Origin of the sequence: Francisella sp. 19X1-34, from assembly GCF_041102755.1 — a bacterium.
Classification (GTDB): domain Bacteria; phylum Pseudomonadota; class Gammaproteobacteria; order Francisellales; family Francisellaceae; genus Francisella.
The window spans coordinates 1-23979 of sequence record NZ_JBGCTX010000012.1 but is presented as its reverse complement, the minus strand read 5'-3'; the positions used below and the strand labels follow the sequence as shown (position 1 = coordinate 23979).

Sequence of the window (23979 nt, the reverse complement as noted above, 5' to 3'; positions counted from 1 at the left end):
TTTTAAAAATGCTAATATTATGCAAATTAAAATGATAGGTAATAAAACAAATGAAAAAGATTGTCACAGCAGTTACGTTATTCGTGCTATTAATCCCTGTAGCATATTCTCAAGGTAAATTAGTTTTTGTATCGTTGGTGACTCGTCATGGAGATAGAGCTCCTTTTGCGAATATCAAAAACGCCAACTATGATTGGGGAACTTCTTTATCAGAGCTTACACCAATAGGGATGAATCAAGAATATAACTTAGGTCAACAGTTAAGAAAGAGATACGTTGAGCAATTTAAGCTTTTGCCAAAAAATTATCAAAATCAAAGCATTTCTGTACTATCAAGTCATACAAATAGAACGGTTGAAAGTGCACAAAGCTTATTAATGGGCCTTTATCCTCCAGGGACAGGTCCAGTTTTAGGTAATGGCAAAGCAGCTATCAAAGATAGAGTTCAGCTAGTACCTATAATGACTTTAACAGCTGATTCAAAGCTTCTTCAATTCCCTTATCCAAAGTATTTAGCAGTGCTGAAAAAGTATGTTTATAATTCACCAGCATGGCAAGCAAAGACTAAAGAAGTCGCACCTGATTTTGCAAAATGGCAAAAAATATTAGGCAATAAAATATCTGGCCTAGATGATATATTAGTAATAGGTGATGTTTTGATTGTTGCTAAGGCCCATGATAAACCTCTACCAAAAGGTCTATCTCAAAAAGATGCTAATAAAATAATTGCTTTAACAAGTTGGGGCTTAGCGCAACAGTTTAAGTCACAAAAAGTTTCTTATATTATGGGTGGTAAGATTACTAATAGAATAATCAGTGATCTAGATAGAGCAGCAACTGGTAAATCTAAATATAAGATGACTTACTACTCAGGTCATGATCTAACACTACTTGAGATTATGGGAACTTTAGGAGTACCTTTAGCACAAGCTCCAGGCTATGCAAGTAATTTACAGTTTGAACTATACAAAGATGGTAAGAACTATACAGTTAAGCTTAGATATGATGGCAAATACGTTAAATTACCAATTATGAATAAAGATGATAGCTGTACTTTAGTAGCATTAGAAGAGTATATGCAGAATATCAATAAGAAGTTCGAAAAATATAACTAATTTGATAAATATGTGTCATTCTACGACTTGATCGTAGAATCTATTTAAAACTTTAGCTTAAATATATAGATCCTATGGTCACACTTCGACTCCGCTCAGTGGTCTTGTAGGATAAGAGCTTGCTTTTATACTATAAGCCTTACTTTCTTATATAAGCTTTATAATATTGAAAAGTCATTCCCTCGTTTTTTCTATAATCAGGAATAGTATCTCTTGACTGACTATCAATTAAACCAAAGTTTATCTTTGGAGAAAAGTTTTTACCTAACTCATCTTGAGAAACGCTAAATGGAGGTGTTTGAGCTTCTTTATCATGCTCCATTACTAGGAGTAATATTTGTGCTTTATCTGAGCATGTCTCTTGCATCATCTTTGCATATTTTCCTCTTAATTTAGGAGGTAAGGCAATATAAGCACCTCTATCATACCAAATATCAAAACTAGGTAAGTTTTTAGCTATCTTAGGTAAGTTGAAAATATCAGATACATATATTACAACATTATCACCTTTATAACATTTATAGTCTTTTTCTTCTACAACTTCATATTTGATGTGATTTTCAGTAAAAAAAGAAAGAACCGCTTTTTCTGATAGTTCAACACCTATTACTTTAATCCCTTTTGAGAGGAAAAATAAGATATCTATACTTTTACCACACATTGGCATTAAACAAGTTGATGAGCTAGTTATTTTAAGCTTAGAAAAATGCTTAACTAAGAACTCATTTGGAGATTCTTGACAGAAGTTTTCGACATCATTTTTTTGCCATCTATCTAGCCAGTACAGGTTGTTATTAGTATCTATTTTATCCATTTGCTTATGATTTGAAATTATTAGCTAACTAGACATGTTAACATGGATATAGAGCAAATATTAGTTTTAAACCTGGTGATTTTAAATATGGTTTATTATAATTTTCGTAGATTGTAAAAGGAGAAAAAAATGTCTAATCAAAGTTTACTTATCAAAAATGCTACAGTTGTAAATGAGGGGAAAACGTTTAAGTCGGATGTCTTAGTTGAGAATGGCAAGATAGCTCAAATTGCTGCAAATATAGATAAAGTAGCAGATAAAACTATTGATGCTAGAGGTCTTCATCTACTACCAGGAATGATTGATGATCAGGTACATTTTAGAGAGCCTGGTCTAATGCATAAGGGTGACATAGAGTCAGAATCTCGTGCTGCTGTAATGGGAGGTATCACATCATATATGGAGATGCCAAATGTAAATCCAGCTACTACAGTAGTTGAGCGTTTAGATGAGAAAAAAGAACGTGCTGCAGCTAGATCACATGCAAACTATGCTTTCTATCTAGGTGCAACAAATGATAATGTTGATGAGTTAAAACGTCTGAAGCCAAATGATGCCTGTGCTATCAAAATCTTTATGGGCGCTTCAACTGGTAATATGCTGGTAAACAATCCTGAGACTTTAGAAGGTTTCTTCAAAGATAGTCCACTACTTATTGTGACGCATTGCGAAGATACGCCAATGATTACAGAACTTGAAAACAAAGCACGTGAAAAATATGGTGAAGATGTGCCAATGGATTTACATCCAGAGATTCGCTCACGTGAGGCTTGTTTTAAATCATCTGAGCTTGCAGTAGGCTTAGCAAAGAAATATAACTCAAGATTGCATGTGCTACATCTAACTACAGCCGAAGAGATGGTACATTTTGATAATACTATTCCTCTTGAAGAAAAGCGTATCACAGCAGAGGTTTGTGCTCATCATTTATTCTTTTCACGTAAAGATTATGCTGATAAAGGTGCGCGTATTAAGTGTAATCCAGCAGTTAAAGAAGAAAGTGATCGTTTAAAACTTCTAGAATGTGTAGCTAATGATACTATTGATGTGATCGCAACAGATCACGCACCACATACTTGGGAAGAAAAGCAAGGTACTTACTTTAAAGCGCCAGCTGGCCTACCACTTGTTGAGCAGGCTCTTATCTCAGTTCTAGAGCATTATCACAAAGGTTTCTTAACTTTAGAGCAAGTAGTACAAAAGACAGCTCATGCTCCAGCTATAGTTTATAAAGTAAAAGATCGTGGCTTTATTCGTGAGGGTTACCATGCTGATTTAGTACTTGTAGATCTTAACGATCCGCATACTGTGACAGATGAGTGTTGTCACTATAAGTGTGGTTGGACTCCATTTAATAATGTTACTTTCCAATCAAAAGTTCAGACAACTATTATTAATGGAGTAGTGAAGTACCATAAAGGTAAAGTTGTGAGTGATGAAAGAGGACAGTGCTTAGAGTTTAATCATGAGTTTTGATAGCCTAAAATAGTATTAATATATGAATATATCTATATGTACTTTTGATAAGTTTAATGAGATTGATTCTCTTATCTCTTTTCATATCCTATCAAGGTTAAAGAAGTACTATCCATTTGTTAATGTCTGTATAGTGAGTGATTCTAATAACATTACATCAATGAATGGGCTAAAAATAACAGCTGATAGAAATATTTCTGAAATTATTAATGATGATGTCATTATATTTGGAAGTTCTAGTAATACTAATAAATTAGTAGAGAATGAACAAATAATTTCTAAACTAAAGAAAAGTATATCTTTTAATAATCAACTAATATGCTCTCAATGTTCAGGGGCATTGTTCTTAGAGAAGTTAGGTCTTTTAAAAGATTTAGCTGTTTCTACAGATATTAAAACAGCAGAAAAATTAAGAAGCAAAGGTTATGAGGTTGTAAATAAGCCTATATCGATAAATAGCAATATAGTTTCATGCGGAGGGTGTCTGTCGGCAATATATTTATCAGCATATATTATTAAAAAATATTTTGGGACTGATGCTCTAAGTAAAGTTTTAAAGGAAATTACTAGTAATGGAGAGTTTAACTTAACATTAGATAATATTTTGTATGTTATTGATTAAATTCTATTCAAATCCATTTGCACTCATAGTCGATTTCAAATATCTAGTGCCAAAAGTAGTTTTTAAAATATGTCGCTACTTACTATGTAAGTTTTAGCGACATATTTTTTCATTGCAGCCTTCGACTTCGCTCAGGAACCGGTATGCAAAACTGCCTAGCATTAAGCTATTGTAGTCTAAAATATCCGAGATGTTTAAAAGTAATACTTAATCAAATAGCTTATTAACAATCTATTTACTAGATTCCGTGCTTAAGCCTGACGGAATGACATATTACTTTTATTTTCTAATCATTTGCTTTTGAGGCGATTAATCGCTAATGTGCACAAAAATTAATAGGTTTATTGTAGTGACAGCACATAGTGCTGTCTAAACAGACATGTTAGTAACCTACCTTCTCAAAATTGTTAAATTATTATTTAATTTGCTAGATCTCAAATATATTGGCGTTTTTATAAAATATGTTACTCTACTATGAATGATATTTTTATCTTTGAAATGGGTACTCAATGCAAGGTGGTAATTTTAAGAAATTCATTATAATGCTTTTTGCATTTTTATGTTTTTCTACGCCATTAGAAGCGATTACCAAACAAGAGGCTATGCAGAAGTATTTAGAGTATAAAAAGCTTGCTGAAAAATATAAAAAGTTAGCAGAGCAATCAGATGAAACTGCTAAAAAAGAACAAGATAAAGTTACTCCTACAACAAAAGCTAATGTAGAAGAAAAAGCAGAGTCTAAAAAGGCCACTCAAACCACTCTAAAAGATAACACTAAAAAGAAAGAAGCAGCGTCTAAACCTAATCAAGAAATCCTAAAAGATACTAAGAAAGACGATAAGAAAGACACTAGTCCTTGGAAAGGTACATCTATAGGCTTAGGTGGAAGTATTGTTACAGGTAATAGCGCTACTACAAATCTAAATGTTGGAATAAATATTAACTATAATCCATCAGAACAGTGGCAAAATAATTTACTATTTAACTATTTGTATAGCCATGATGATAATGTTTCTGATAAATCAGGAGTAAGGGTAAATAGGGCGCAGTTAAGTGCTAAGAGCTCGTGGGATTATGATAAAAGAAATGGCGTGTATGGTAACTTAAATGTACTACGTGATGAGTTAGATGTATTTAATTATGTCTTTATGGAGTCTGCAGGATATAAGAGAGTTTTATATAAAAATGATGACATGTCATTGAATCTAACAGCAGGCCCTAGCTTAACCCAAAACCAACTTAACAGCACTGGGGAGTTTACCAATGGGTTTGGAGCGCAGTCTGGCTTGCAATATGTTTGGAACTTTACAAAGAAATCTAGCTTTAAAGAAGAGTTTATAGCTAACTACTCATATCAAAATAATAATAAAGTTAACCCTAATGTATTTATTTATCAAAGTAATGCTATATTGTCTGCTAGTATATATAAAAACTTAAGTCTTCAGTTACAGTTTCAGATAAATGGTACTAACGTGAGCTTGCCAGGTAAAATCCCAATTACAACTATTACAACAACAGCTATAACATATAATCTATAGTGATTTAAACCTTGCTAAACCCTTGTTTTTGACTAGTAGTTGACACGGGGGTAAATACACAAAACAAACATGCCTGTACAACTACTAAACTAAAATATAAGAAGCTCGCAATGTAAAAAGCAGTTTGTAGATTAGATAATTGAAATATTACTCCCCCTGCAAAGATACCTGTAAGACTACCAAACTTAGAAAGAGAGTTACAATATCCTATAATATAGCCAAAACTATTATCTTTAATTCTACAAGCGAGACTAAATAAGCAAGGTAAGGTACCAGCGAATGCTACGCCTAATATAAGTCTAGCTATTATTATTTCATAGATATTATGCGTCGTAGTATGAACGAAGATCGCTATTGTGGCTAGAACAAATATAACTATAAAATAGCCACTAGCAAGATAGTACTTTTGATTATTTTTCTTTAGTAATTTATCAAAAAAATGACCCAATGGTGCAGATATAAATAGTAAACTAAAAGCAGGTGCTGAATATATTGCACCTATAAGTATAGGGTTTGCACTAAAGTAATCTTTAGCATAAGTAGCAAAGAATGAAAGTGGTAGAAATTTTGCAGTTTGGAATAAAAATATACTCAAAAAAATTATACCAAAGTAAAGGTAACCTAGCTTAGTATTTTGTTTTTGAGAGTGAGTGTTTTGTTTATGTTTATCTTTAGGTAAGTAAGTAGGGGTGATTTTCTTGAGCTTAAAAAGTAATAATAAGAATGTAAAACTAGCCATTAAAGAACTAATTAAAAACACATTATTGTAGTTAAAAATACTTGCTAAAAACCCACCTAATAGTGGCCCTAGTGCTATACCTACAGCTGTAGAGGACTGCAACCAAGCTAGCACTCTACTACGATACTCTTTTGATACGATAATTACAGCATAGCTTTGAGAGGCTAGTAAATACCCTGCAATAGCCCCTTGAATAAATCTAAGAGTTGTAAATATGAGTATATTATCAGTAGCATAGATTAAAATCTGGATAAATGCTAAAGCAGCAGCAGCTCTGAGAATCATAGTTTTATAGCCAAACTTATCGGCATATTTACCCCAAATTGGTGAAAATATTATTGCTGATACTAGGGGCAAAGTATATGCAAGAACACTCCAAGTACCTGCATGTAACAAGCCGTAGTTGTTAAGAGAGTGCAAATAGATTGGTAGAAATGGATTACACATTTCCATTGCTACAATAACTATAAGTTGGCAGCAATATAATAAGACTATTTGAGACTTTATTGTACGATCCATATTCAGCTATCAGTTAAAAGATTTTAAGTTTTATAATATTCATCGATATTATAGTAAAAGCTTAGCTGTAAAACTTATAAATATTATTTTCTAAGTAGAGTTCTAAAGAGATATGTCACTCCACAACTTGATCATAGAATCTATAGAATGTGGCAAGAGTCGTTTTTAAAATATATCTTAGTTATAAGCACCAGCAGAGTAGTGTAATTCATAACTATGGCTATAGATCTCTAAGATATTTCCAAATGGGTCTTCCATATAGATCATTCTATATGGTTTTTCACCAGGATAATAAAATCTAGGCTTAGCCATTCTACGTTTACCACCAGCATCAACTATTTTTTGAGCTAGACCTTCAACATCGGGATCTTGGACACAGAAATGGAATATACCAGTTTTCCAGTATTCAAAGTTGTTTTCAGGGTTTTCTTGGTTTTTAAACTCAAATAGCTCAACACCAATACGGTCACCAGTAGATAAATGAGCTATTCTAAATGATCCCCAGCCTGCGCCAAAAACATCAGTACACATTTCTCCAATAGAGCTGTCATCTTCAACGATTTCAGTAGGTTTCATAATCGTATACCAGCCTAAGACTTCAGTATAAAACTTAACAGCTGCTTCAAGATCTGGTACAGATATTCCAATGTGTGAGAAATTTCTTGGGTATGTGTTTTGCATTGTTTCTTCCTTTTTTAATTAGAGTCTTTAATTTATGTGATAATTATATTGTTTAAGCGTTATAATGTAAAATTATTAAAAATTATTATTTTAATTATAAAAAATGATTAACAATAAGTTTCTCAATACTTTCTTAAATTTAGTTGAGGTTGGTCACTATACAAAAACAGCAAAGCTTTTAAATATGACTCAATCAGGAGTTAGCCAACATATAGACAAGCTCGAGCAAAGTATTGGCAAAACAATCATAAATAATACTGGTAAAAAGTTTGAGTTAACCCAAGCAGGACATCTACTTTATAAATATGCTGTAGATATAAGAGATAGGGAATTAGAGCTAGTATCAGAAATAGGCCATGACTATCCTTATGAGGGAGAGTGTAAATTTGGCTGCTCTGGAAGTATTTTAATACAGATATATAAGCCATTTCTTGAGTATCAGTTTAAACATCAAGATCTTAAGGTATCGTTAGAGTCTATACCGAACAAGAAAATCATAGATATGCTTAGCTCTAACGATATTAATATTGGTATAGTCACAAATAAACAAGATTCAGAACAGTTCACAGTACTAGAAATAGGCGTTCAAGAGCTTGTATTAGTGACCTCAAAAAAGCAAAAAGAAAAATCTCTAGAAGATATTATAAATACTGGGTTTATTAATCATCCCGATGGGATATATTACCTTGAGAAAATATTTAAAAATAACAACAAATCTCATAGCAGACTAAAAGGTGTTAGAGAAACAGGTTATGTTAATCAGCTCAGTCAAATTTTATTACCAGTGTCTCTAGGGTTAGGCTTTACAATATTGCCTAGATTTACAGTAGAGAACTCAGAATATTTTGATAAATTAAAGATTCTAGATTTAGAAGCCCCAACATATGAGAGTATATATGTTTTATATAAAAAATATAAAGATTTACCTGTTAGATACACTTGGTTTTTAGATTATTTGAAGAATTTTTTAAAAAAGTAATGAGCTATTCTAACTTGCTTTAGAATCTTAATAAGAACTAAAAAAAACAGAAATTACTTAATATACTTATCAAACCAAGCTATTTGTTTAGTAAGTATTTGCTGCAAAGGCTCACCTTCATAGCATTCATAATGGCTAACACCTTCTAGAACCATTAGCTCCTTAGGATCATTAGCTTTTTCAAATAAGATATGAGATTCTTCTACAGGGTTTACAGAATCAGTATCAGAAGCAACTATTAATACAGGTATCTTTAAGTCGCCTATATAGTTTTCAGGTTTGTGCGAGATAGTTTCATTAACTGTAAGAAAAGGAATCTTGATATCAAAAGCATCATACTCTTTACTATATCTTTCATAGAAGCCTAAAGATTGCTCATCTGTTAGAACCTTATGTAAAGGAACCATCATTTCCTTACCAGTTTTTTCTTTTTTAGCTAACATCTTGTCAATCATACCAAAGAACTTTTCTTTCTCTTCAGCAGACATTTCGCCTGTGATTACTCTTTCACCATTAGCAAAAGTTAGTTGTACTGATAAGCACTTAACCAGATCATTTTGTGCAGCTGCAGTAATAGCATTTGCACCACCATATGAAGTTCCCCATAGTCCTATCTTACTAGAGTCAACAAAATCTAAGTTAGCAACATAGTCGATAGCTGAGTTTATATCTTCTATTTGTAATTTTGGTACTAATCTACCTCTTTCACCTTCACTTTCACCAAATCCTCTATAGTCAAAGTTAAGAACTATATATCCAGCTTTTGCAAAAGCTTCTGCATATGCTGGAAGTAGCACTTCTTTAAAACCAGCAAAACCATGACAAAGAACTATAGCAGGGTATTTGCTATTTTCGTTAAAGTTTTCAGGCTTGTATAATAAAGCCGCAATATTTGATCCATGAGATTTAAAACTTATTTTTTCCATATTTCTTATCTGTCAATTTGAGTTTTTGTATTTGATTTATTCTATCAGAAATTAATAATATGTATTTAGATTAATAAATATTATTTTAATTTATTTTGAAAAATTTAGATGTTTCAAGTATATCTATAGGAGTTTTGCTAATAGCTGACTGTTCCTCGTATAGGATAGTTATTTTTAGGGTCTCTAATCCACTCTAACCCAGAAACTAATGCTTCCAACTCAGGACGAACAAAGGGGTTGTTTGAGACATCAACAACATGTAAAAGGTTCTTCTCATTGACAACAAATAGTCCTGGCTCTGCAAAATTATGATCTGTTTCTTGAGCGGATCTTGGTTCAGAAATATATAATCCTAAGCTTTCCATTTGCACTTGTGTTAATCCATAATAAATAGGAAAACCAATATTTAGATTTTTTAGATGATCTTCTAACTGCTCTTTACTATCAGCAGATACAGCAACTAGATCAACTTTATTCTCTAACAGTCTTTTTCTATATGTTTCTATTTGATTGAGGTATTTAGTACAAAGAGGACAGTGACGACCACGGTAAACAATGATAACTTGCCATTCTGTATTAACTGCCGGCTTACCTAGTATTACGCTACTATTGTTTAGGTTTTTTACTATTATATTAGGAAATTTCGTCCCAGCATGTAGCTTTGTCGTATACATCTTGAGCTCACTAAAGATATAGTTGTTATAATTACGAGTATAAAAAAAATCGAATAAAAAAGGTAGAATAAATATTTTTAAAAAGTTAAAACTTGATAACCATTTACTTTATTAGTTGTTTAGTTATCTGCTTTAGTAAAATAGGATATATAGCTCGAATGCCTTTTTCACAGCCCTCGATTAAAAGTAGTATAAATAATGCTACAAATATTCCTAAAGCTCTTTCAGTTCCATCAAAAAAGTTAAAAGCCTCAAAACTTGTTGGAAAACAAATCATCATAAAAGCCCTATTTGCCTGCTCATAGCCATAACCATAGGATGGGTGCTGGAGTGTAAAGTACAAAAAGATGGTTGAAAAAACAACAAATAGCGGAAATATCAAAATAGCAAAAAAGCTAGATATTACAATGCATGATATACCACATATAACGCCTAATAAACATCCCCAAAATCTTCTATGAAATGTTGCCACAGTTTTATTTATCTCAACTCCTGAGATAGCTATGATTGTTATGATCATGTTTATTGAACCTCCAGGGATATTTATAGACATCCAAAATATTACAGACAGGTTCATGGCAAAAAACATTCTCACAGCACTTAATAGAGCGTGCTTGTTTGATAGTGGGGCAGCTGGTGAGAAATTCTTTCCTTTATTTATTGGTAATAAAACGATAAAGGCTAAAGCACAGAAGATACCAACAACATTGCTTAGAGTTCTGTATTCAGCAAGATGTAAAGCCATTGTCGGATCACCGATGCAGGCAGCTCCTACAAAAGAGACATGTAGTCCTATAAAAAGTAGAAAATATGTTTCTTGAGTATATATCCTTGATAAATATAAGAAAAAAGCCCCAACTATAAAAATAATAATTATACCAACAAAAGATAAGTTTATAAGAGCTACACTTAAGCATAATCCGATCGTGGAGCCTATAATTGTTGCAAATAATCTTCTCCATGCTTTATAAATAGTGATAGTCGTTCCGTTTGACCATATTACAATTGCAGCTGTAGCTGCCCAAAATGGATAATCAAAATCTAGAGCGTTGTTAATAATAACAGCAATAGCACCACAAATAGATACAACGGTAGAAATATACAAGATTTCTTTAGAATCATCTTTCTTAATATTGAAAACTTTAGAACCATACATGAGCATCTGCTCCTAATCTGAAAGGTTTTGTATTCTTAGTTAAAACCTCAATAAGAACAGGGAATCTGTAATCTAGTCTGACCCATTCAATATTTCTTTTTATATTATAAAGAGCTGAGAAGTTGTTATATTGAGGCTTGTTGATTCCTTTTTCAATGCTAACTATTTTACCTTTATATTTTTTAAATCCTGTTAGACTAGTTGTAATATCGACTATTTTACCAGTAGATAAGTATTTAAGATTACCTTCTTTAACATTTGCGATTATAAACCATTTATCTGTATTTATTATAGAGAAGAGAGTTTTACCTTGAGTAATAAAATCTCCCTTTTGTAGAATAAAGTTAGACACATATCCATTTGTTTCTGCTTTGATCGAGCATCTACTTAGTAAATATTTTTTCTGATCTATTTTTGCATTAAGTATTTTTCTATTAGATTTTAGATCATTTTTTTCTACTTTAAGATTGTTAACTGACTGATCTGCTTTAACAAAAAAAGACTCGCTAGAAATTAAGTTTTTTGCTGCTAAATCTTCCTGTAGCTTAGATACTGCAAGTTTTTGTATTAAAAACTTATAACGCTCAAAATCCTTTTTTTGAACGGCTAAATTCTCTAAAGCTAAATCTCTTTGTTTTTTTGCTAGTCTTATTTTAGTAACAATATCTTTAAGTTGCAGAGATACTTTCTCTTCTTGAGACTTTAATATTTCTAATTTTTTATCTATATATCTACAATCAAGTTTAAATAAAACTTGCCCTTTTTTTACATAAGATCCTTTTTTAATATATATTTTGCTAATTTGTCCATTTTCAACACTACTTACTCTAGTAAAATTTGCATATAAATACGCATCTCTCTCAAATTTAGCATCCATAAATAAAAAAGCACAGATAAGAAAAATAATTATAAATATCATAATTATGGTAACCATTACTTTAGATATTTTCATAATTTATTCACCTTTTATAATCTAACAAAATACTTGATATATATTTTCACACTAAAATTATCTCTTAAAAAGATATAAAATAATAATTATGAATTTCCAAAATGGAAACAATGTGGATAAGCTTGAATGTATGAAAAGCTTTATACTTGTAGCAGAAAATCGTAGTTTTACAGCTGCAGCGAGAAAGCAAGAAATAGGGCTAGCAAAGGTTAGTAAGCAAATCAATTTTCTTGAAGGATGGCTTTCATCTTCGCTATTTTTACGTACAACTAGAAAAGTTGAGCTTACATCGAAGGGTGAAGTTTTTTTAGATTATGCACAAAAGACAGTGAACCTAATAGAAGAAGCTCAAAATAATATAGAAAGTCAAGGAGGTCAACCAAAGGGGGAAATAACAGTTTCAATAACTGCAGGCCTTAATGTGGCATTTTTTACTAAGCATTTTGCTAATTTTTTATCTAAATATAGTCAAGTAAAACTGAATATACAGAGTATTCTTTCACCAATTACAGTTTTGGAAGGGACATCTGATATTTCGGTAAGTACTATAAATATTTCTGACCCTAGATTGGTTCAATATGTTTTTGGCTCATTTAAACGTAAGTTGTATGCATCTCCTAAGTATCTAGAAAAGCATGGTACTCCGACGACTTTATCACAGTTATCTAATCATAATGCTTTAGTGAATATTCTAACGCATCCTAAAGGAGTTTGGCAGTTTGGGAAGTCATATATAAATCTAAATTATAATTATTTTTCAAGCTCGATGGATGAGCTAAAGAATGCTGCTATTCATGATCTTGGTATCATATGGACAATGGATACTTTAGTTGAAAATGAGGTCAAAAATGGTCAACTTATTGAAATCCAGATAGATGGTACTCAAGCAACTGCTGAATTATATTGTTATTTTCTGCAGACATCAAAAGAGGATAAAAAGCGTATGCTAGCTGAATACTTATTAGAAAATGTTACTATATCTTAAAGAGGTTTTTTATAGTTATTTTTCACTCTTACTTTCAATTGGTATCATAACTTCATTTGTACGTAAGAATGGTATTGTCCAAGGTGGATTATAGCCAGCAGCCTCTGGTTGCCCAATAGTCTGATAGTTATTAGATTTTATCCATGCTTTAAGCTTTTCAGTATTAGAATCTATAGAGTCTTTGTCTAAGAATCCACTAAATGTAACAACAGCCATTCTTGTTTCTGGTTTTTCAACTAATTTAACTCTATTATTTGTTGGTTTCGGAGCATTTTTGATGTTGTACTTAGATGGTAGTACAAAAGCTATCGTCCAGATCTGATCATCACCTTTTATCATTACAGGTGCCGTCATTTCTATATTTTGAGATGTTTGCTCTATTTTAACAGGAGCTGTCATTTGTATATCTTTTTTGGAGATATTAGCTCCTGTTATATACTTAAATAGATAACCAAAACCTCTATTTACAGCTGACTTATAATTTGGGTCTTCCACTGTTACTTGAGCCTCTGTTAGTGGAGCATAAACTCTGACTGAAAAGTTATTATCATTTTTGATGTTTGTATATTTGGCTTGAGGGGTATCATTTATCCCCAAAATACTACAAGATGATAATGCTAGAGCAGATATCATTGATAAAGGTTTTTTTAACATATCTTGTACTCCTGATTTTGCTGTAAAAGATATTTATATTATTAATTATAAATCACAATATAATATAACACTGTTAAAATTTTGTAAGGTTTACTCTTTAGTAGCCACAAACATGATTCAAAATATAATAAAGGGTAGAAAATGAAAAAGTTGACTAAAATATTGGCACTGTCATCTATAGCATTAGGAGTTTGCTATGCTGGTGTAGATAAACCGTTAAATCTTTTGGTACAAAGGGCTGCTTTAATGCAAGGTGTTGGGATATGTAAATCAAAGATTAAAGGTTCTATTTATGATGCTAATCAAGAGATACGTGTGTTACAAAATGCTGAAAAACTAGCTAAGCAAAATAAATTAGAAAAAAGTTCATTCTTAACATTTATTCAATTACAAATGGACCTATCAAAACAGATAGAAAACTATTATCTAAATAATGCTACGCAACAACAGCTTGAGCAACAAAGCTCAGATTGTTTGACTAGCTATCGTGATAAGATTAAAAAAGTTGATGCGCAATTATATCCAGCGATAAGCAAAAATATCAAATCGATCCATAAGGATAAAAAGCTAGAATCGCAGCTGAAAAAACTTGTTAAGAAGCAAAACATTAAAGGAATTCCTCAAGATCCTGACTATTTAGATTTAATAGCTAATAGTTTACAAGCTATTAAAAAGTCTAAATAACTCTGACATTACTTTGTATATTTTAATGACTACAAATACTAACTTTAAAATATAGTTTACTATCAGCACAAATTGAACTAATATATAATTTCAACATCGATTAATCTTTTGAGAAACTCAATGAAAATAATGTTCTCAGCAGATGGTATCTCTAAGTCTGATCTAGAGAAAACAGCCTCTGTTTCAAAGCATGTTGACTGTGTCAAAATTGGTCATATTTTATGTTCAACCCTATCATTTAAAGAAATTCATGAGCTAGTCGGAGATAAAGACATTTTCTTAGATTTCAAGTTTCATGATATTCCAAATACAGTTAAGACTGCAATAGAAAACTATTCAAAAGCTATTCCAAATTTTAAGTACTTCACCTTTCATGGGACAGCTAGTGATGATATGGTCAAAGCAGCTCTTAGTGCTAATACTCAAGCTATTGCATTAGCTGTGATTACCCTAAGTAGTGATGCGAATTTTGATAAGTCAGATAGTCTAGCAAAATTTGAAAGATGTGTGAATTTAGGTGTGGAAAACTTTATATGTCATCCACATTTAGTTGCTGATGTTAGAGCTAAGTTTGGGGATAAAATCAAGTTATATGTCCCAGGTGTAAGGCTTGAGAGTGATTTAAGTGATGATCATTTTAATGCTTTGACGCCGAAAAAGGCTAAAGAGCTTGGAGTTGACTATATCATAGTTGGCAGACCTCTCTTGCGTGCTGAAAATATAGTTGAGAAGTTAAGAGAATTTGAGTGCTAATATGCAAAATCAAGATCTAAAGAAAATCATAATATCACCGCCGTTTGGTAAATATCTTAAGTTTAAAGAAACTTCTAATGTCTATGGATCTTTTACAGTAAGTAGACGCTGGGGACTTATTAAGCAAGCTATTAAAACTATTCGCAAGGTAGAGAAAAATGCATGGCGCAATAAGATTGGTTTACGTAACCCAGGATTAGCTAATGCAAATCCACCAAAGAGAGCCCAGGATATAATATCATTAGCGGCGTTAGAGATAGCAGATTGGCATAATTTTGCAGAAACTTTAAAGTTACCTAAATTTGCCAATCATAAAAATATTGAGATAAATATTGGTTGCCCAAATGCTAGTATTGTCGGCTTTCCAGTTGAGTTAGCATATTTATTTGAAGATAGAAATATCAGTATCAAAATGCCTCCAACTGTCGATCATAATGCTAAGATTAGAGAGTATCTTGCAGTAGGAATTACAACTTTTCATTTATGTAATACTATCCCTACAGATAAGGGAGGTATTTCAGGTTATCCGTTACATGAATATAGTTTGCCTGCTATCAAAAAAGCTAGAGAAGAGTTTGGTGATAGCATTACTATAATTGGTGGTGGTGGAGTTTATACTCTTGAAGATGCTAGAAAATATATAGATGCAGGAGCTGATCATTTATCGCTAAGTTCTGTAATGTTTAATCCTATTAAGGGTAAAAAATTAGTTAAAGAGATTGTTAATAATTTCGGCTAAAAGATTCTATTATTAGATTATCGAAGTCATATATACTTATATCTACTTGTGTTATTATTAAAAGTAAATAATAAGATTATAACTTTTAGGAGCTTATATGAAATTATTTAATATACTTATTATTTTACTTATGAGTATTAAAGCCTTTAGCACTCAATTAAATCAAAATCTGCCAGATATTAGAAAAATAATGTCAGACCAAAGCCTTACTGTTATTCCTGTTATGAGTGTCGTTCAAGGAAAGAAAACAAAGCTCTCACAAGAGTTTATATCAAGCTTTGACCAAAATGGTAATTGGAGTGAAAATAGATATGGTAAAAAGTTAATAAAACCCTCTACTTTTAAATTTATATCTTTAAAACCTATTACCTATTATAAAGAGTTTTCTTATGCAGGAAAAACATATAAGCAATATACTATTTGTGATAAAGCAACAGCTACTTGTGAATATTCAATGGGATATTTCTCTGAAAAAGGTGATTATCTAGGGTCTTCTGTAGGAAAGCTGGTTTTCCATAATAAAGATCTATTTAAAGGTTTACAGTATGGTTCTGAGTGAGTTACTAAAACAGAGCACAAAAACTTTACATCAAAAAGCAGAATCAACATTCTTTATCAAAAAGTTACTTAAAGGAGATTTACTAATAAGTGACTATTGTCGATATTTATGTGAACTATATCACATATATTTTACCCTAGAACAACAGTTAGAAAAATTTAAAAATGATTATCGATTAGGGGTATTTTCAAATAAATTATTATATCGTAGTAAATCAATATTAGTTGATTTAGATAGTTTTGGTATTAGTTGCTCTAATATTAGTGATTCTTGTAAAGAATATGCCTCTGCCATTAAAAATAGTTCAGATGAAAATAGTATAACTTTATTGAGTCATGCATATGTTAGATATTTTGGGGATTTAAATGGTGGAATGATAATCTCTAAGATCTTGAAGAAAAATTATAAACTCAATCAAACGAATCTAAACTTTTATGATTTTTCTTGTTTGATTTCTCAAGTTAGTGATCCCACTAAAAAAATGAAGCAATCATTAGATGCTCTCAATTTTAAAGAAGAAGAGATAAATATTATTTTAAACACTGCTAAGGAAGCATTTAAATATAATATTAAACTTTTAGAGGAATTATTGTGAGTATAGTAAATAATATTATCTCAAGAGTAGTTAGTGATATCTATAAAGATCTTCTGAATTCTATAGGAAATAACGATCATATTAGTCTTAATAATTTATATGATATTGAATCTCCGCATGAAAAATATGGGCAGATAAAAATGGTTGTCAAAGATGTTTATCATCCTGATTACTGTCAAGGAAGGTTAAGTACTTTCTTTATTGAGAATGATATAGTTGGAATGATGTTTTATATGCTACCAAAACCAAACTCTCAAAAACCAATATTTGGTGTTGATATTATGAGTAGTCTGTATGCGTTATCGATGATATGTATAGATGTAGATACTTTTAAGCCAGATGGTGAGATCATAGACTATCTACAGAAGTTAAAAAGTAAATTTTTAGAAATCTCTGCACAAAGGAAAACACCTACGAACTTTAAGGATATTTTCTCAACTAATCATATAGTGGTTGGAGTTAAGAAAGGTAGTGAAGAACAAGCTAAAAAGCTATTAATTAGGCATAATAATTGGATACATAGTATTCTATTAAGCAAAACCAATGAGAATAACCTTGCATCAAAAAATAATTTTGAACATTTAAATAAATGGCTTGAAGCAATGTGTTTAAATATTAAAGAGAGTAAATATTGGGAGAAAGTATTTGGAGAGCAATTAGCGAATAAGCTACTTAGAGAAATATTATTTCCAAAAATTGGGAATTATTCTGATCGCTAAGTATTTTATCTAATTTCAAACAATGATCAATAATCTTTCTTTTTAAGCAGTAGCTTATCTGTATTTTTATATGATTGTGGAGCAAAATCTCCCATCCACTCTTTAACAGCTTTAAAATTCTCGATAAAAGTTTGCTTATCTCCATCAGAGACTTTCTCAGCATTAGAGTTTACAAACTCTGCGAATTCGGCAATAGTTTGTTGTCTTTGTTTATCAGACATAATAATATCAGCATATAGCCCAGGGCCTTGACTAAAAAGCCTACCAACAATATTAAGCTCCATCTTATATACTGGACTGGCAAGCTTTAGCATTTTTTGGATATCAATATTTTTATGCTTAAGAAACATTCCAAGGCAGTATACACTAAAATGCTCAATACCTTGGATAAACGTCATAGCCTCATCATGCTCATCAGCAGTCATTTTTTCTATACTAAAGCCAATTCTTACTAGATCATCTATAAAGTATTGATATTTATCTTGTTGTTTACCATCACAAACTACAATTACTTGATTCTCAGGCGAGCTAATAGTTGGGCCAAAGATTGGATGAAGGCCTACAACAGGACCATTATAGTTTGCTAACATACTATCTAGAGGCTCTTTTTTGATACTAGTATAGTCAGCTAAGATTGTTCCTTCAGATAGATAAGGTATAGTTTTCTTTATAATCTCATCGGTCATATATATTGGTACAGATAGTATTACAATATCTTGATTTGTAAGTTTTTGCTCAGGATTTTGCCAATCACTTTGACCAAAAATAGTTAGAGTATATTCAGGTAAAAACTTACTAAAGATATTTTGAGTCATTTGACCCATTTCACCATTACCACCGATTATACAAATTCTTTTTTGCATTTTAGGATTCCTTAATTTTAATTTTTTCGCTGCTTACTCTGTAAGCTATAGCGACATACTTTTTTCATGGCAGAAAAAGTATGCAAAACTGCCTAGCACTACGTTAACGTAATTCAAAATAAATAGAAAATAAAAAACTCACATTGTTCAAACAGTTTTATTTTCTTATTATTCATTTTTGAAATTACTAATCGCTAATGTGCATTTATTTTCCTATAAGAAGCAAGTCATCTATAATTTTATTAATTACTAAATCTTGAAACTAAAAGTTACAGGACCATCATTAGTTAGAGATACCTTCATATCAGCACCAAATATTCCTGATTGGACTTTTTCATATTTGCTTTTAAAGATTTTCTGAAACTCTTCAAATTTACCTTTTGCAATATCTGGAGGACAACCATCACTAAAGCTAGGTCTATTGCCATTACGAGTATTCGCAGCTAAAGTAAATTGTGGCACAAGAATTATATCTCCTTGAATATCTCTAAGAGATAAATTCATCTTACCATCATCATCTTCAAATATCCGATATTTAAGAATTTTCTCAGCCATCTTTTCAAGGTTTTGATGAGTATCTTCTTTTTCAACACATACTAGAGCTAATATACCTTTATTTATATCAGCAACTTTTTGCTGTTCTACAACTACATTTGCACAACTGACTCTTTGAATTATACTAAGCATTTTTTTAATATTGTCTTTATAAGCAATCTTAGATTGTATCAAAAATACTACTGAAAATATAAAGTAATGGCTGATATTTTATGCCTTAAAAAATAATTTTATTACAAGTTTAGCTTAATAAATCTTAGACTTGGACAACATTTTTATGAGAGTATAATGGATAGTGGGGCAGGTTTATGGAGTTATATTAGTAATGAGACATTATCCTTCAGTGAAGCTAGTCGCTATAGGAGCATCAGCTGGTGGTTTAGAACCACTAAAAATCTTTTTTGAGAATATTCCAGCAAATACAGGTATCGCGTTTGTGGTAGTTCAACATCTATCACCAGACTTTAAAAGTATGATGCCAGAGATACTTGCTAAGCATACTAGTATGGATATTCATCAAGAGTCAAAAAGAGTCCGAATTAAGCCAAATACAGTGTATTTAATTACACCTGGTCATAATCTTAAAGTAGCCGATGGATATCTCGAAGTAGAATATCTTCGTCGTCAAAATGACCCTAATATGCCAATTGATATATTATTTGAAAGTGTTGCAGATAGTTATAAAGATCAGGCAATTGGCATTATATTATCAGGTACTGGTTCAGATGGCTCTAAGGGTGCTATTAAAATGGCTCAGCAAAAGGGTTTAGTTATATCTCAGGATCCTCGTGAATCAGAGTTTGATGGAATGCCTTTAAATGCTATTGCCACAAACTGTGTTCAATGTGCTTTGAATATTATAGATATACCCAAAGCCGTATTATGCTATATTGAGGATAAATCACAGTTTGATAAGATTTATAAATCAAACACTAGTGATGCAATCGCAGATAGTTATGAAATTATTTATAAATTACTTCAAGATCACTCAAAAATTGATTTCTCTAACTACAAAACAAGTACGATAAGTCGTCGTATTAACCGTAGAATTCAAGCCTTAAATACCCCAAACTTATCTAAGTATATAGAGCTATTACAACAAGGTAATACAGAGCTTAAAACTCTTGAGCGAGATTTATTAATAGGTGTTACAGAGTTTTTTAGAGATGAAGATGCATTTGATATTATCGAAAATCAAGTGATACCAAATGTCATTAAGTCAAAACATAAGTCACAAGATGATATTCGAGTATGGGTGCCTGCTTGCTCTAGCGGTGAGGAAGCTTACTCAATAGCTATTTTATTTTTAGAATATATACGAATATATAAGCTACCTTTAAAGATAAAGATATTTGCTACAGATATTAATCAAAACTTTCTTGATGTGGCGGTTAACGGAATCTATCCTCCTACTAAGATCAAAAAACTAAGTAAAGATCTAATTAAAAGATATTTTATAAAACTTGAAAATGGTGCTTTTCAGACGTCGAAACACTTACAAGATACTATTATTTTTGCACAGCATAACCTAATTACTGATCCACCATTCATAAGAATGGATTTTGTTAGTTGTCGTAACTTTTTGATATATATTAAATCAAAAGTTCAGCAGCAAATTATGGCTTCACTTGGCTTTGCATTAAATATAAAGGGTTATCTATTTTTGGGGTGTAGTGAGACAATAGGATCGCTTGATAGTGAATTTAAAACGATTGATTCTAAATGGAGCATATTTAGAAAAACTCACCCATCACCGCGGATGAGTTTCGCACAGAACAAGACATCTCGTGATTTTAGTACAACACAGGATAATCAAATTGATACCCTACCAAATATCACTAATAAAAATTATGATCTACTTATCAATAGTGCTTGTGAAAATGCAGTATTAGTCGATAGTGACTTTAATCTTTTGCATGTGTTTGATGGTGTTAAAGACTATTTTGAGGTTGATAATATTAAACCAAGTGAACAAATCTTAGATTTAATTCAACCAATGCTAAAAGTGGCCTTAAGGGCTGCGTTAAATCAGGCAAAAAACGCAAGAATTGAAGTTCGCTATCCACATCTGAGTCTTTCTCCAGATAAGAAAGTAGACCTTTAAATTAAACCATTATTAGAGAATAATACGATTAGCTCTTATTTAATCCAGTTTACTGAAGCTATAACAAACTATAAGTTAGAGAGTGTTTCAGGCGATGAAGGTGAAATTATTAAAGGTTTACGTAGTGAGCTAAGTAATACACAAAGCGATCTTGAAAGTAGCTTACAAGAAATTGAAACAACAAATGAAGAGCTACAAACAACAAATGAAGAGCTAGTTACTTCAAATGAAGAGTTGCAAGCCTCAAATGAGGAGCTTCACTCGGTTAATCAGGAGCTTTTGACACTTAATGCAGATTATCAAAAAAAGATTAAAGAATTAAAACAAGCAAATGCCGATATTGATAATATCCTTAATACTTCTAATATAGGCACATTGATTGTTGATAAGAGCCTAAATATACGTCTTTTTACCTCTGCGATTAACCAAATAATCAATATATATCCTCAAGATGTTGATAGAAATATCAGTGATTTCACTCATCAGCTACAAGTTGATAATCTTGTAGAGACCTTTAATAAGGTGATTTTCGAAGATGATGAAGTTGATAGGGAGGTTGAGGATAAAAATGGCAATTGGTATATCTTAAGAGTTTTTCAGTATTTGAATAGGAAAAGTGAAGTTGGAGGTGCAGTACTTACAATTACAAATATAACACCACTAAAAAGGGCCAATATACGCTTTGACAAAGCCATTGACTCTTTACATGTTGGCGTGTTACTAATAAATAAAGATTTAAATGTTGAGTTTTGTAATGAATTTATTTTAAATCTTACAGGTTATCAACGTAGTGATTTAATCAATAAGTGCTTTAAAATATTAATTGAAGAAGATTTTCGCAAAAAGCATGATGAATTGTATAAAGAGTATTTATCAGATCCAAAACCTCGAGAAATGTCTAAAGGCTTAGCAATCAATTTGCTAAATAAAGATGGTTCTGTAACCCCAGTATCCATCTCCTTAATCCCTTTTGAAAAGGGTAATTCAAAAAATATGATTATGTGTAATATTTTAGATCTTACACAAGTGCGTAAAGCTGAAAGAATACTTGCTCGAGACAACCAAGATCTTGAAGATGAAGTATTACGTAGGTCTGAATTACTTGCAACATCTGAAAAAAAATACTCTGAGTTATACCATACTGCTCCAGATATGTATGCTTCAGTTGACCCTAAAACAGGCAACATCATACAGTGTAATGATACTACAGTTAAGACACTAGGATATACAGATCATAATGAAATAGTTGGTAAAAATATATCTGATTTGTATCATTACAATAGTATTGAAGCGGCTAAAAAAGCTTTTGAAACTTTTAGAATAACAGGACAGGTTGAAAATACTGAGCTAAGTCTTAAAACTAAGCAGGGTAGACCCCTTCCTGTGATATTGAAAGTAAATGCTATCTATGACGAAGATGGCAATATTATCAAGAGTATGTCAAGTTGGCGTGATATTAGTGAGTTAAAGTCCTTAAAAGAAAAACAAGAACAATATCAATATAGTGAGCAAATTTTTAGAGAAAATGAGGAGCTCTATAATACTGTCCTAGGATCTGTAACAGATGGCTGGTGGGACTGGCAACTTGAGACTGATAATATCTATATGTCGCCGAGTTTCAAAAAACTTTTTGGCTATAAGGATGATGAACTTACAAATAATCTCAGCACTTGGGAGAAACTTATCTATCCAGAAGATTTTAGGAGTTTGCAGCTAAGTGTCAGACAACATATCAAATCAAAGACAGCAGAGCCTTTTGCAGTTGAGCTAAGGTTTCGCCATAAAGATAACTCAATAGTTTGGGTACTATGTAGAGGTATCGCTCTTAAAGATGATGATGGGGTTTATCGACGTGTAGTTGGTTCGAATATGGATATTACACAGCCTAAGACATTATCCTTAGAGCTAAATGAAACGAAGTCTTTCTTAGAACTTATATTAGATGCTAATAAAGATCTAATATTTGTAAAGGATGAAGAGTTTAGAATCATTCAAGCTAATAAGTCATTTTTATCCATATATCCACCTAAAGATCGTGACAAAATTATAGGAACAACAACTGTTGAGAAATTCGATAAGAAAGAAGCAGACTATTTTCTTAAGAATGATCGCATTGCCTTTGAAAAAGGTGTTTCTGATGTGTTTGAAACAGTACAGACACCTTCTGGTAAGACAGTAACATTGCATACTATCAAGATTAGGTTCTATGACAAGCATAAAAGAGCCTTTATATTAGGTATATCTCGTGATGTGACCGAAAGAGAAGAGCTATATACAAAGATTGAAGAAACAAATAATAAATTATGATCTATCCTGTCAATTTGGGACACTTTTGATGTCAGAAAAAGGAGAGAGAAATGGCTTACAAAAGATACCCAGAAGAATTTATGGATCAAGCAGTGCAGTTATGCTTAGCAGAAGATGCAAATCGTAAAGAAATAGCGGATAATCTAGGAATAAATTATAAAACACTCTGTACATGGATAACCAGATACATGTCAAAATCTACTACACAAGATAAAAAGATTGATTATAAAACTCAATATCAAAACCTAATATCAGAGAATGCAGAGCTAAA

General features: G+C 31.5%; 25 protein-coding genes. 15 read left to right on the top strand and 10 right to left on the bottom strand.

Annotated features, from left to right (window positions below; genetic code table 11):
• Positions 1-50 precede the first annotated feature (50 nt).
• Positions 51-1115, top strand: a complete 1065-nt coding sequence (locus tag AB8E56_RS03200; RefSeq protein WP_329477897.1) for a histidine phosphatase family protein — start codon at positions 51-53, stop codon at positions 1113-1115.
• Between the two features lie 139 nt (positions 1116-1254).
• Here the strand turns inward: AB8E56_RS03200 and AB8E56_RS03195 are convergent, their stop codons facing one another.
• Positions 1255-1929 (bottom strand): thiopurine S-methyltransferase, encoded by a 675-nt coding sequence (locus AB8E56_RS03195; RefSeq protein WP_329477895.1) that lies wholly within the window; start codon positions 1927-1929, stop codon positions 1255-1257.
• Positions 1930-2058: 129 nt separating this feature from the next.
• Here AB8E56_RS03195 and AB8E56_RS03190 point away from each other — a divergent pair, with 129 nt between their 5' ends.
• From AB8E56_RS03190 to AB8E56_RS03180, 3 genes are all read left to right on the top strand, one after another.
• Positions 2059-3405, top strand: a complete 1347-nt coding sequence (locus AB8E56_RS03190) for a dihydroorotase (RefSeq protein ID WP_329477893.1) — start codon at positions 2059-2061, stop codon at positions 3403-3405.
• Positions 3406-3427: 22 nt separating this feature from the next.
• On the top strand, positions 3428-4027 hold the full coding sequence (locus tag AB8E56_RS03185; RefSeq protein ID WP_329477891.1) for a DJ-1/PfpI family protein: 600 nt from the start codon (positions 3428-3430) through the stop codon (positions 4025-4027).
• 509 nt (positions 4028-4536) lie between these two features.
• Positions 4537-5565: a DUF481 domain-containing protein gene (locus AB8E56_RS03180; RefSeq protein ID WP_329477889.1), complete on the top strand. Its 1029-nt coding sequence runs from the start codon at positions 4537-4539 to the stop codon at positions 5563-5565.
• Between the two features lie 4 nt (positions 5566-5569).
• Here the strand turns inward: AB8E56_RS03180 and fslB are convergent, their stop codons facing one another.
• Entirely contained in the window at positions 5570-6823 is a 1254-nt protein-coding gene (gene fslB / locus AB8E56_RS03175; protein WP_329477887.1) for a rhizoferrin export MFS transporter FslB, read from the bottom strand.
• A gap of 177 nt (positions 6824-7000) precedes the next feature.
• The gene (locus AB8E56_RS03170; RefSeq protein ID WP_329477885.1) at positions 7001-7504 is read right to left on the bottom strand and encodes a lactoylglutathione lyase family protein; all 504 of its coding nucleotides are present in this window, start codon (positions 7502-7504) and stop codon (positions 7001-7003) included.
• Positions 7505-7607: 103 nt separating this feature from the next.
• Here AB8E56_RS03170 and AB8E56_RS03165 point away from each other — a divergent pair, with 103 nt between their 5' ends.
• Positions 7608-8483 (top strand): LysR family transcriptional regulator, encoded by an 876-nt coding sequence (locus AB8E56_RS03165; protein ID WP_329477883.1) that lies wholly within the window; start codon positions 7608-7610, stop codon positions 8481-8483.
• Between the two features lie 53 nt (positions 8484-8536).
• Here the strand turns inward: AB8E56_RS03165 and AB8E56_RS03160 are convergent, their stop codons facing one another.
• The 4 genes from AB8E56_RS03160 to AB8E56_RS03145 form a co-directional block, all read right to left on the bottom strand.
• Positions 8537-9409, bottom strand: coding sequence for an alpha/beta fold hydrolase (locus tag AB8E56_RS03160; RefSeq protein WP_329477881.1), 873 nt, complete (start codon positions 9407-9409; stop codon positions 8537-8539).
• A gap of 137 nt (positions 9410-9546) precedes the next feature.
• On the bottom strand, positions 9547-10083 hold the full coding sequence (locus AB8E56_RS03155; protein ID WP_329477879.1) for a redoxin domain-containing protein: 537 nt from the start codon (positions 10081-10083) through the stop codon (positions 9547-9549).
• A gap of 103 nt (positions 10084-10186) precedes the next feature.
• On the bottom strand, positions 10187-11239 hold the full coding sequence (locus tag AB8E56_RS03150) for an FUSC family protein (protein ID WP_329477877.1): 1053 nt from the start codon (positions 11237-11239) through the stop codon (positions 10187-10189).
• Positions 11226-12191: an efflux RND transporter periplasmic adaptor subunit gene (locus AB8E56_RS03145; RefSeq protein ID WP_329477875.1), complete on the bottom strand. Its 966-nt coding sequence runs from the start codon at positions 12189-12191 to the stop codon at positions 11226-11228. Before AB8E56_RS03145 ends, AB8E56_RS03150 begins: the two co-directional genes overlap by 14 nt.
• Before the next feature lie 112 nt (positions 12192-12303).
• On the opposite strand from AB8E56_RS03145, the gene AB8E56_RS03140 reads away from it, so the two are divergent.
• Positions 12304-13176, top strand: a complete 873-nt coding sequence (locus tag AB8E56_RS03140; protein WP_329477923.1) for a LysR family transcriptional regulator — start codon at positions 12304-12306, stop codon at positions 13174-13176.
• A 15-nt stretch (positions 13177-13191) separates the two neighbouring features.
• Here the strand turns inward: AB8E56_RS03140 and AB8E56_RS03135 are convergent, their stop codons facing one another.
• Positions 13192-13830 (bottom strand): heme-binding protein, encoded by a 639-nt coding sequence (locus AB8E56_RS03135; protein ID WP_329477873.1) that lies wholly within the window; start codon positions 13828-13830, stop codon positions 13192-13194.
• 141 nt (positions 13831-13971) lie between these two features.
• On the opposite strand from AB8E56_RS03135, the gene AB8E56_RS03130 reads away from it, so the two are divergent.
• From AB8E56_RS03130 to AB8E56_RS03105, 6 genes are all read left to right on the top strand, one after another.
• Positions 13972-14514 carry a chorismate mutase gene (locus AB8E56_RS03130; RefSeq protein WP_329477871.1) on the top strand — a complete coding sequence of 181 codons (543 nt, stop codon included), beginning with the start codon at positions 13972-13974 and terminating at the stop codon, positions 14512-14514.
• A gap of 120 nt (positions 14515-14634) precedes the next feature.
• Complete coding sequence (pyrF, locus tag AB8E56_RS03125; protein WP_329477868.1) at positions 14635-15267, top strand: orotidine-5'-phosphate decarboxylase; 633 nt, start codon at positions 14635-14637, stop codon at positions 15265-15267.
• 1 nt (position 15268) lies between these two features.
• Positions 15269-16006: a HisA/HisF-related TIM barrel protein gene (locus AB8E56_RS03120; RefSeq protein ID WP_329477866.1), complete on the top strand. Its 738-nt coding sequence runs from the start codon at positions 15269-15271 to the stop codon at positions 16004-16006.
• Positions 16007-16103: 97 nt separating this feature from the next.
• Complete coding sequence (locus tag AB8E56_RS03115) at positions 16104-16565, top strand: hypothetical protein (protein WP_329477864.1); 462 nt, start codon at positions 16104-16106, stop codon at positions 16563-16565.
• Positions 16552-17160, top strand: a complete 609-nt coding sequence (locus AB8E56_RS03110; RefSeq protein WP_329477862.1) for a biliverdin-producing heme oxygenase — start codon at positions 16552-16554, stop codon at positions 17158-17160. The genes AB8E56_RS03115 and AB8E56_RS03110 overlap by 14 nt, the downstream gene beginning before the upstream one ends.
• Positions 17157-17879 carry a hypothetical protein gene (locus AB8E56_RS03105; RefSeq protein WP_329477860.1) on the top strand — a complete coding sequence of 241 codons (723 nt, stop codon included), beginning with the start codon at positions 17157-17159 and terminating at the stop codon, positions 17877-17879. Before AB8E56_RS03110 ends, AB8E56_RS03105 begins: the two co-directional genes overlap by 4 nt.
• Positions 17880-17905: 26 nt before the next feature.
• Here AB8E56_RS03105 and tyrA read toward each other — a convergent pair whose 3' ends face one another.
• Positions 17906-18742: a bifunctional chorismate mutase/prephenate dehydrogenase gene (gene tyrA, locus AB8E56_RS03100; protein ID WP_329477858.1), complete on the bottom strand. Its 837-nt coding sequence runs from the start codon at positions 18740-18742 to the stop codon at positions 17906-17908.
• A 249-nt stretch (positions 18743-18991) separates the two neighbouring features.
• Positions 18992-19429, bottom strand: coding sequence for a D-aminoacyl-tRNA deacylase (gene dtd / locus AB8E56_RS03095; protein ID WP_329477856.1), 438 nt, complete (start codon positions 19427-19429; stop codon positions 18992-18994).
• Positions 19430-19622: 193 nt separating this feature from the next.
• On the opposite strand from dtd, the gene AB8E56_RS03090 reads away from it, so the two are divergent.
• From AB8E56_RS03090 to AB8E56_RS03080, 3 genes are all read left to right on the top strand, one after another.
• Positions 19623-21401, top strand: a complete 1779-nt coding sequence (locus AB8E56_RS03090) for a chemotaxis protein CheB (protein WP_329477854.1) — start codon at positions 19623-19625, stop codon at positions 21399-21401.
• Positions 21402-21635: 234 nt separating this feature from the next.
• Positions 21636-23708, top strand: coding sequence for a PAS domain S-box protein (locus tag AB8E56_RS03085; protein ID WP_329477852.1), 2073 nt, complete (start codon positions 21636-21638; stop codon positions 23706-23708).
• 50 nt (positions 23709-23758) lie between these two features.
• On the top strand, positions 23759-23979 hold a 221-nt coding region (locus AB8E56_RS03080; RefSeq protein ID WP_329477851.1), incomplete at its 3' end, for a transposase.

Coding starts and splice junctions, on each gene's coding strand:
- AB8E56_RS03200 (WP_329477897.1), top strand. CDS start 51: ATGAAAAAGATTGTCACAGCAGTTACGTTATTCGTGCTATTAATCCCT.
- AB8E56_RS03195 (WP_329477895.1), bottom strand. CDS start 1,929: ATGGATAAAATAGATACTAATAACAACCTGTACTGGCTAGATAGATGG.
- AB8E56_RS03190 (WP_329477893.1), top strand. CDS start 2,059: ATGTCTAATCAAAGTTTACTTATCAAAAATGCTACAGTTGTAAATGAG.
- AB8E56_RS03185 (WP_329477891.1), top strand. CDS start 3,428: ATGAATATATCTATATGTACTTTTGATAAGTTTAATGAGATTGATTCT.
- AB8E56_RS03180 (WP_329477889.1), top strand. CDS start 4,537: ATGCAAGGTGGTAATTTTAAGAAATTCATTATAATGCTTTTTGCATTT.
- fslB (WP_329477887.1), bottom strand. CDS start 6,823: ATGGATCGTACAATAAAGTCTCAAATAGTCTTATTATATTGCTGCCAA.
- AB8E56_RS03170 (WP_329477885.1), bottom strand. CDS start 7,504: ATGCAAAACACATACCCAAGAAATTTCTCACACATTGGAATATCTGTA.
- AB8E56_RS03165 (WP_329477883.1), top strand. CDS start 7,608: ATGATTAACAATAAGTTTCTCAATACTTTCTTAAATTTAGTTGAGGTT.
- AB8E56_RS03160 (WP_329477881.1), bottom strand. CDS start 9,409: ATGGAAAAAATAAGTTTTAAATCTCATGGATCAAATATTGCGGCTTTA.
- AB8E56_RS03155 (WP_329477879.1), bottom strand. CDS start 10,083: ATGTATACGACAAAGCTACATGCTGGGACGAAATTTCCTAATATAATA.
- AB8E56_RS03150 (WP_329477877.1), bottom strand. CDS start 11,239: ATGTATGGTTCTAAAGTTTTCAATATTAAGAAAGATGATTCTAAAGAA.
- AB8E56_RS03145 (WP_329477875.1), bottom strand. CDS start 12,191: ATGAAAATATCTAAAGTAATGGTTACCATAATTATGATATTTATAATT.
- AB8E56_RS03135 (WP_329477873.1), bottom strand. CDS start 13,830: ATGTTAAAAAAACCTTTATCAATGATATCTGCTCTAGCATTATCATCT.
- AB8E56_RS03130 (WP_329477871.1), top strand. CDS start 13,972: ATGAAAAAGTTGACTAAAATATTGGCACTGTCATCTATAGCATTAGGA.
- pyrF (WP_329477868.1), top strand. CDS start 14,635: ATGAAAATAATGTTCTCAGCAGATGGTATCTCTAAGTCTGATCTAGAG.
- AB8E56_RS03120 (WP_329477866.1), top strand. CDS start 15,269: ATGCAAAATCAAGATCTAAAGAAAATCATAATATCACCGCCGTTTGGT.
- AB8E56_RS03115 (WP_329477864.1), top strand. CDS start 16,104: ATGAAATTATTTAATATACTTATTATTTTACTTATGAGTATTAAAGCC.
- AB8E56_RS03110 (WP_329477862.1), top strand. CDS start 16,552: ATGGTTCTGAGTGAGTTACTAAAACAGAGCACAAAAACTTTACATCAA.
- tyrA (WP_329477858.1), bottom strand. CDS start 18,742: ATGCAAAAAAGAATTTGTATAATCGGTGGTAATGGTGAAATGGGTCAA.
- dtd (WP_329477856.1), bottom strand. CDS start 19,429: ATGCTTAGTATAATTCAAAGAGTCAGTTGTGCAAATGTAGTTGTAGAA.
- AB8E56_RS03090 (WP_329477854.1), top strand. CDS start 19,623: ATGAGACATTATCCTTCAGTGAAGCTAGTCGCTATAGGAGCATCAGCT.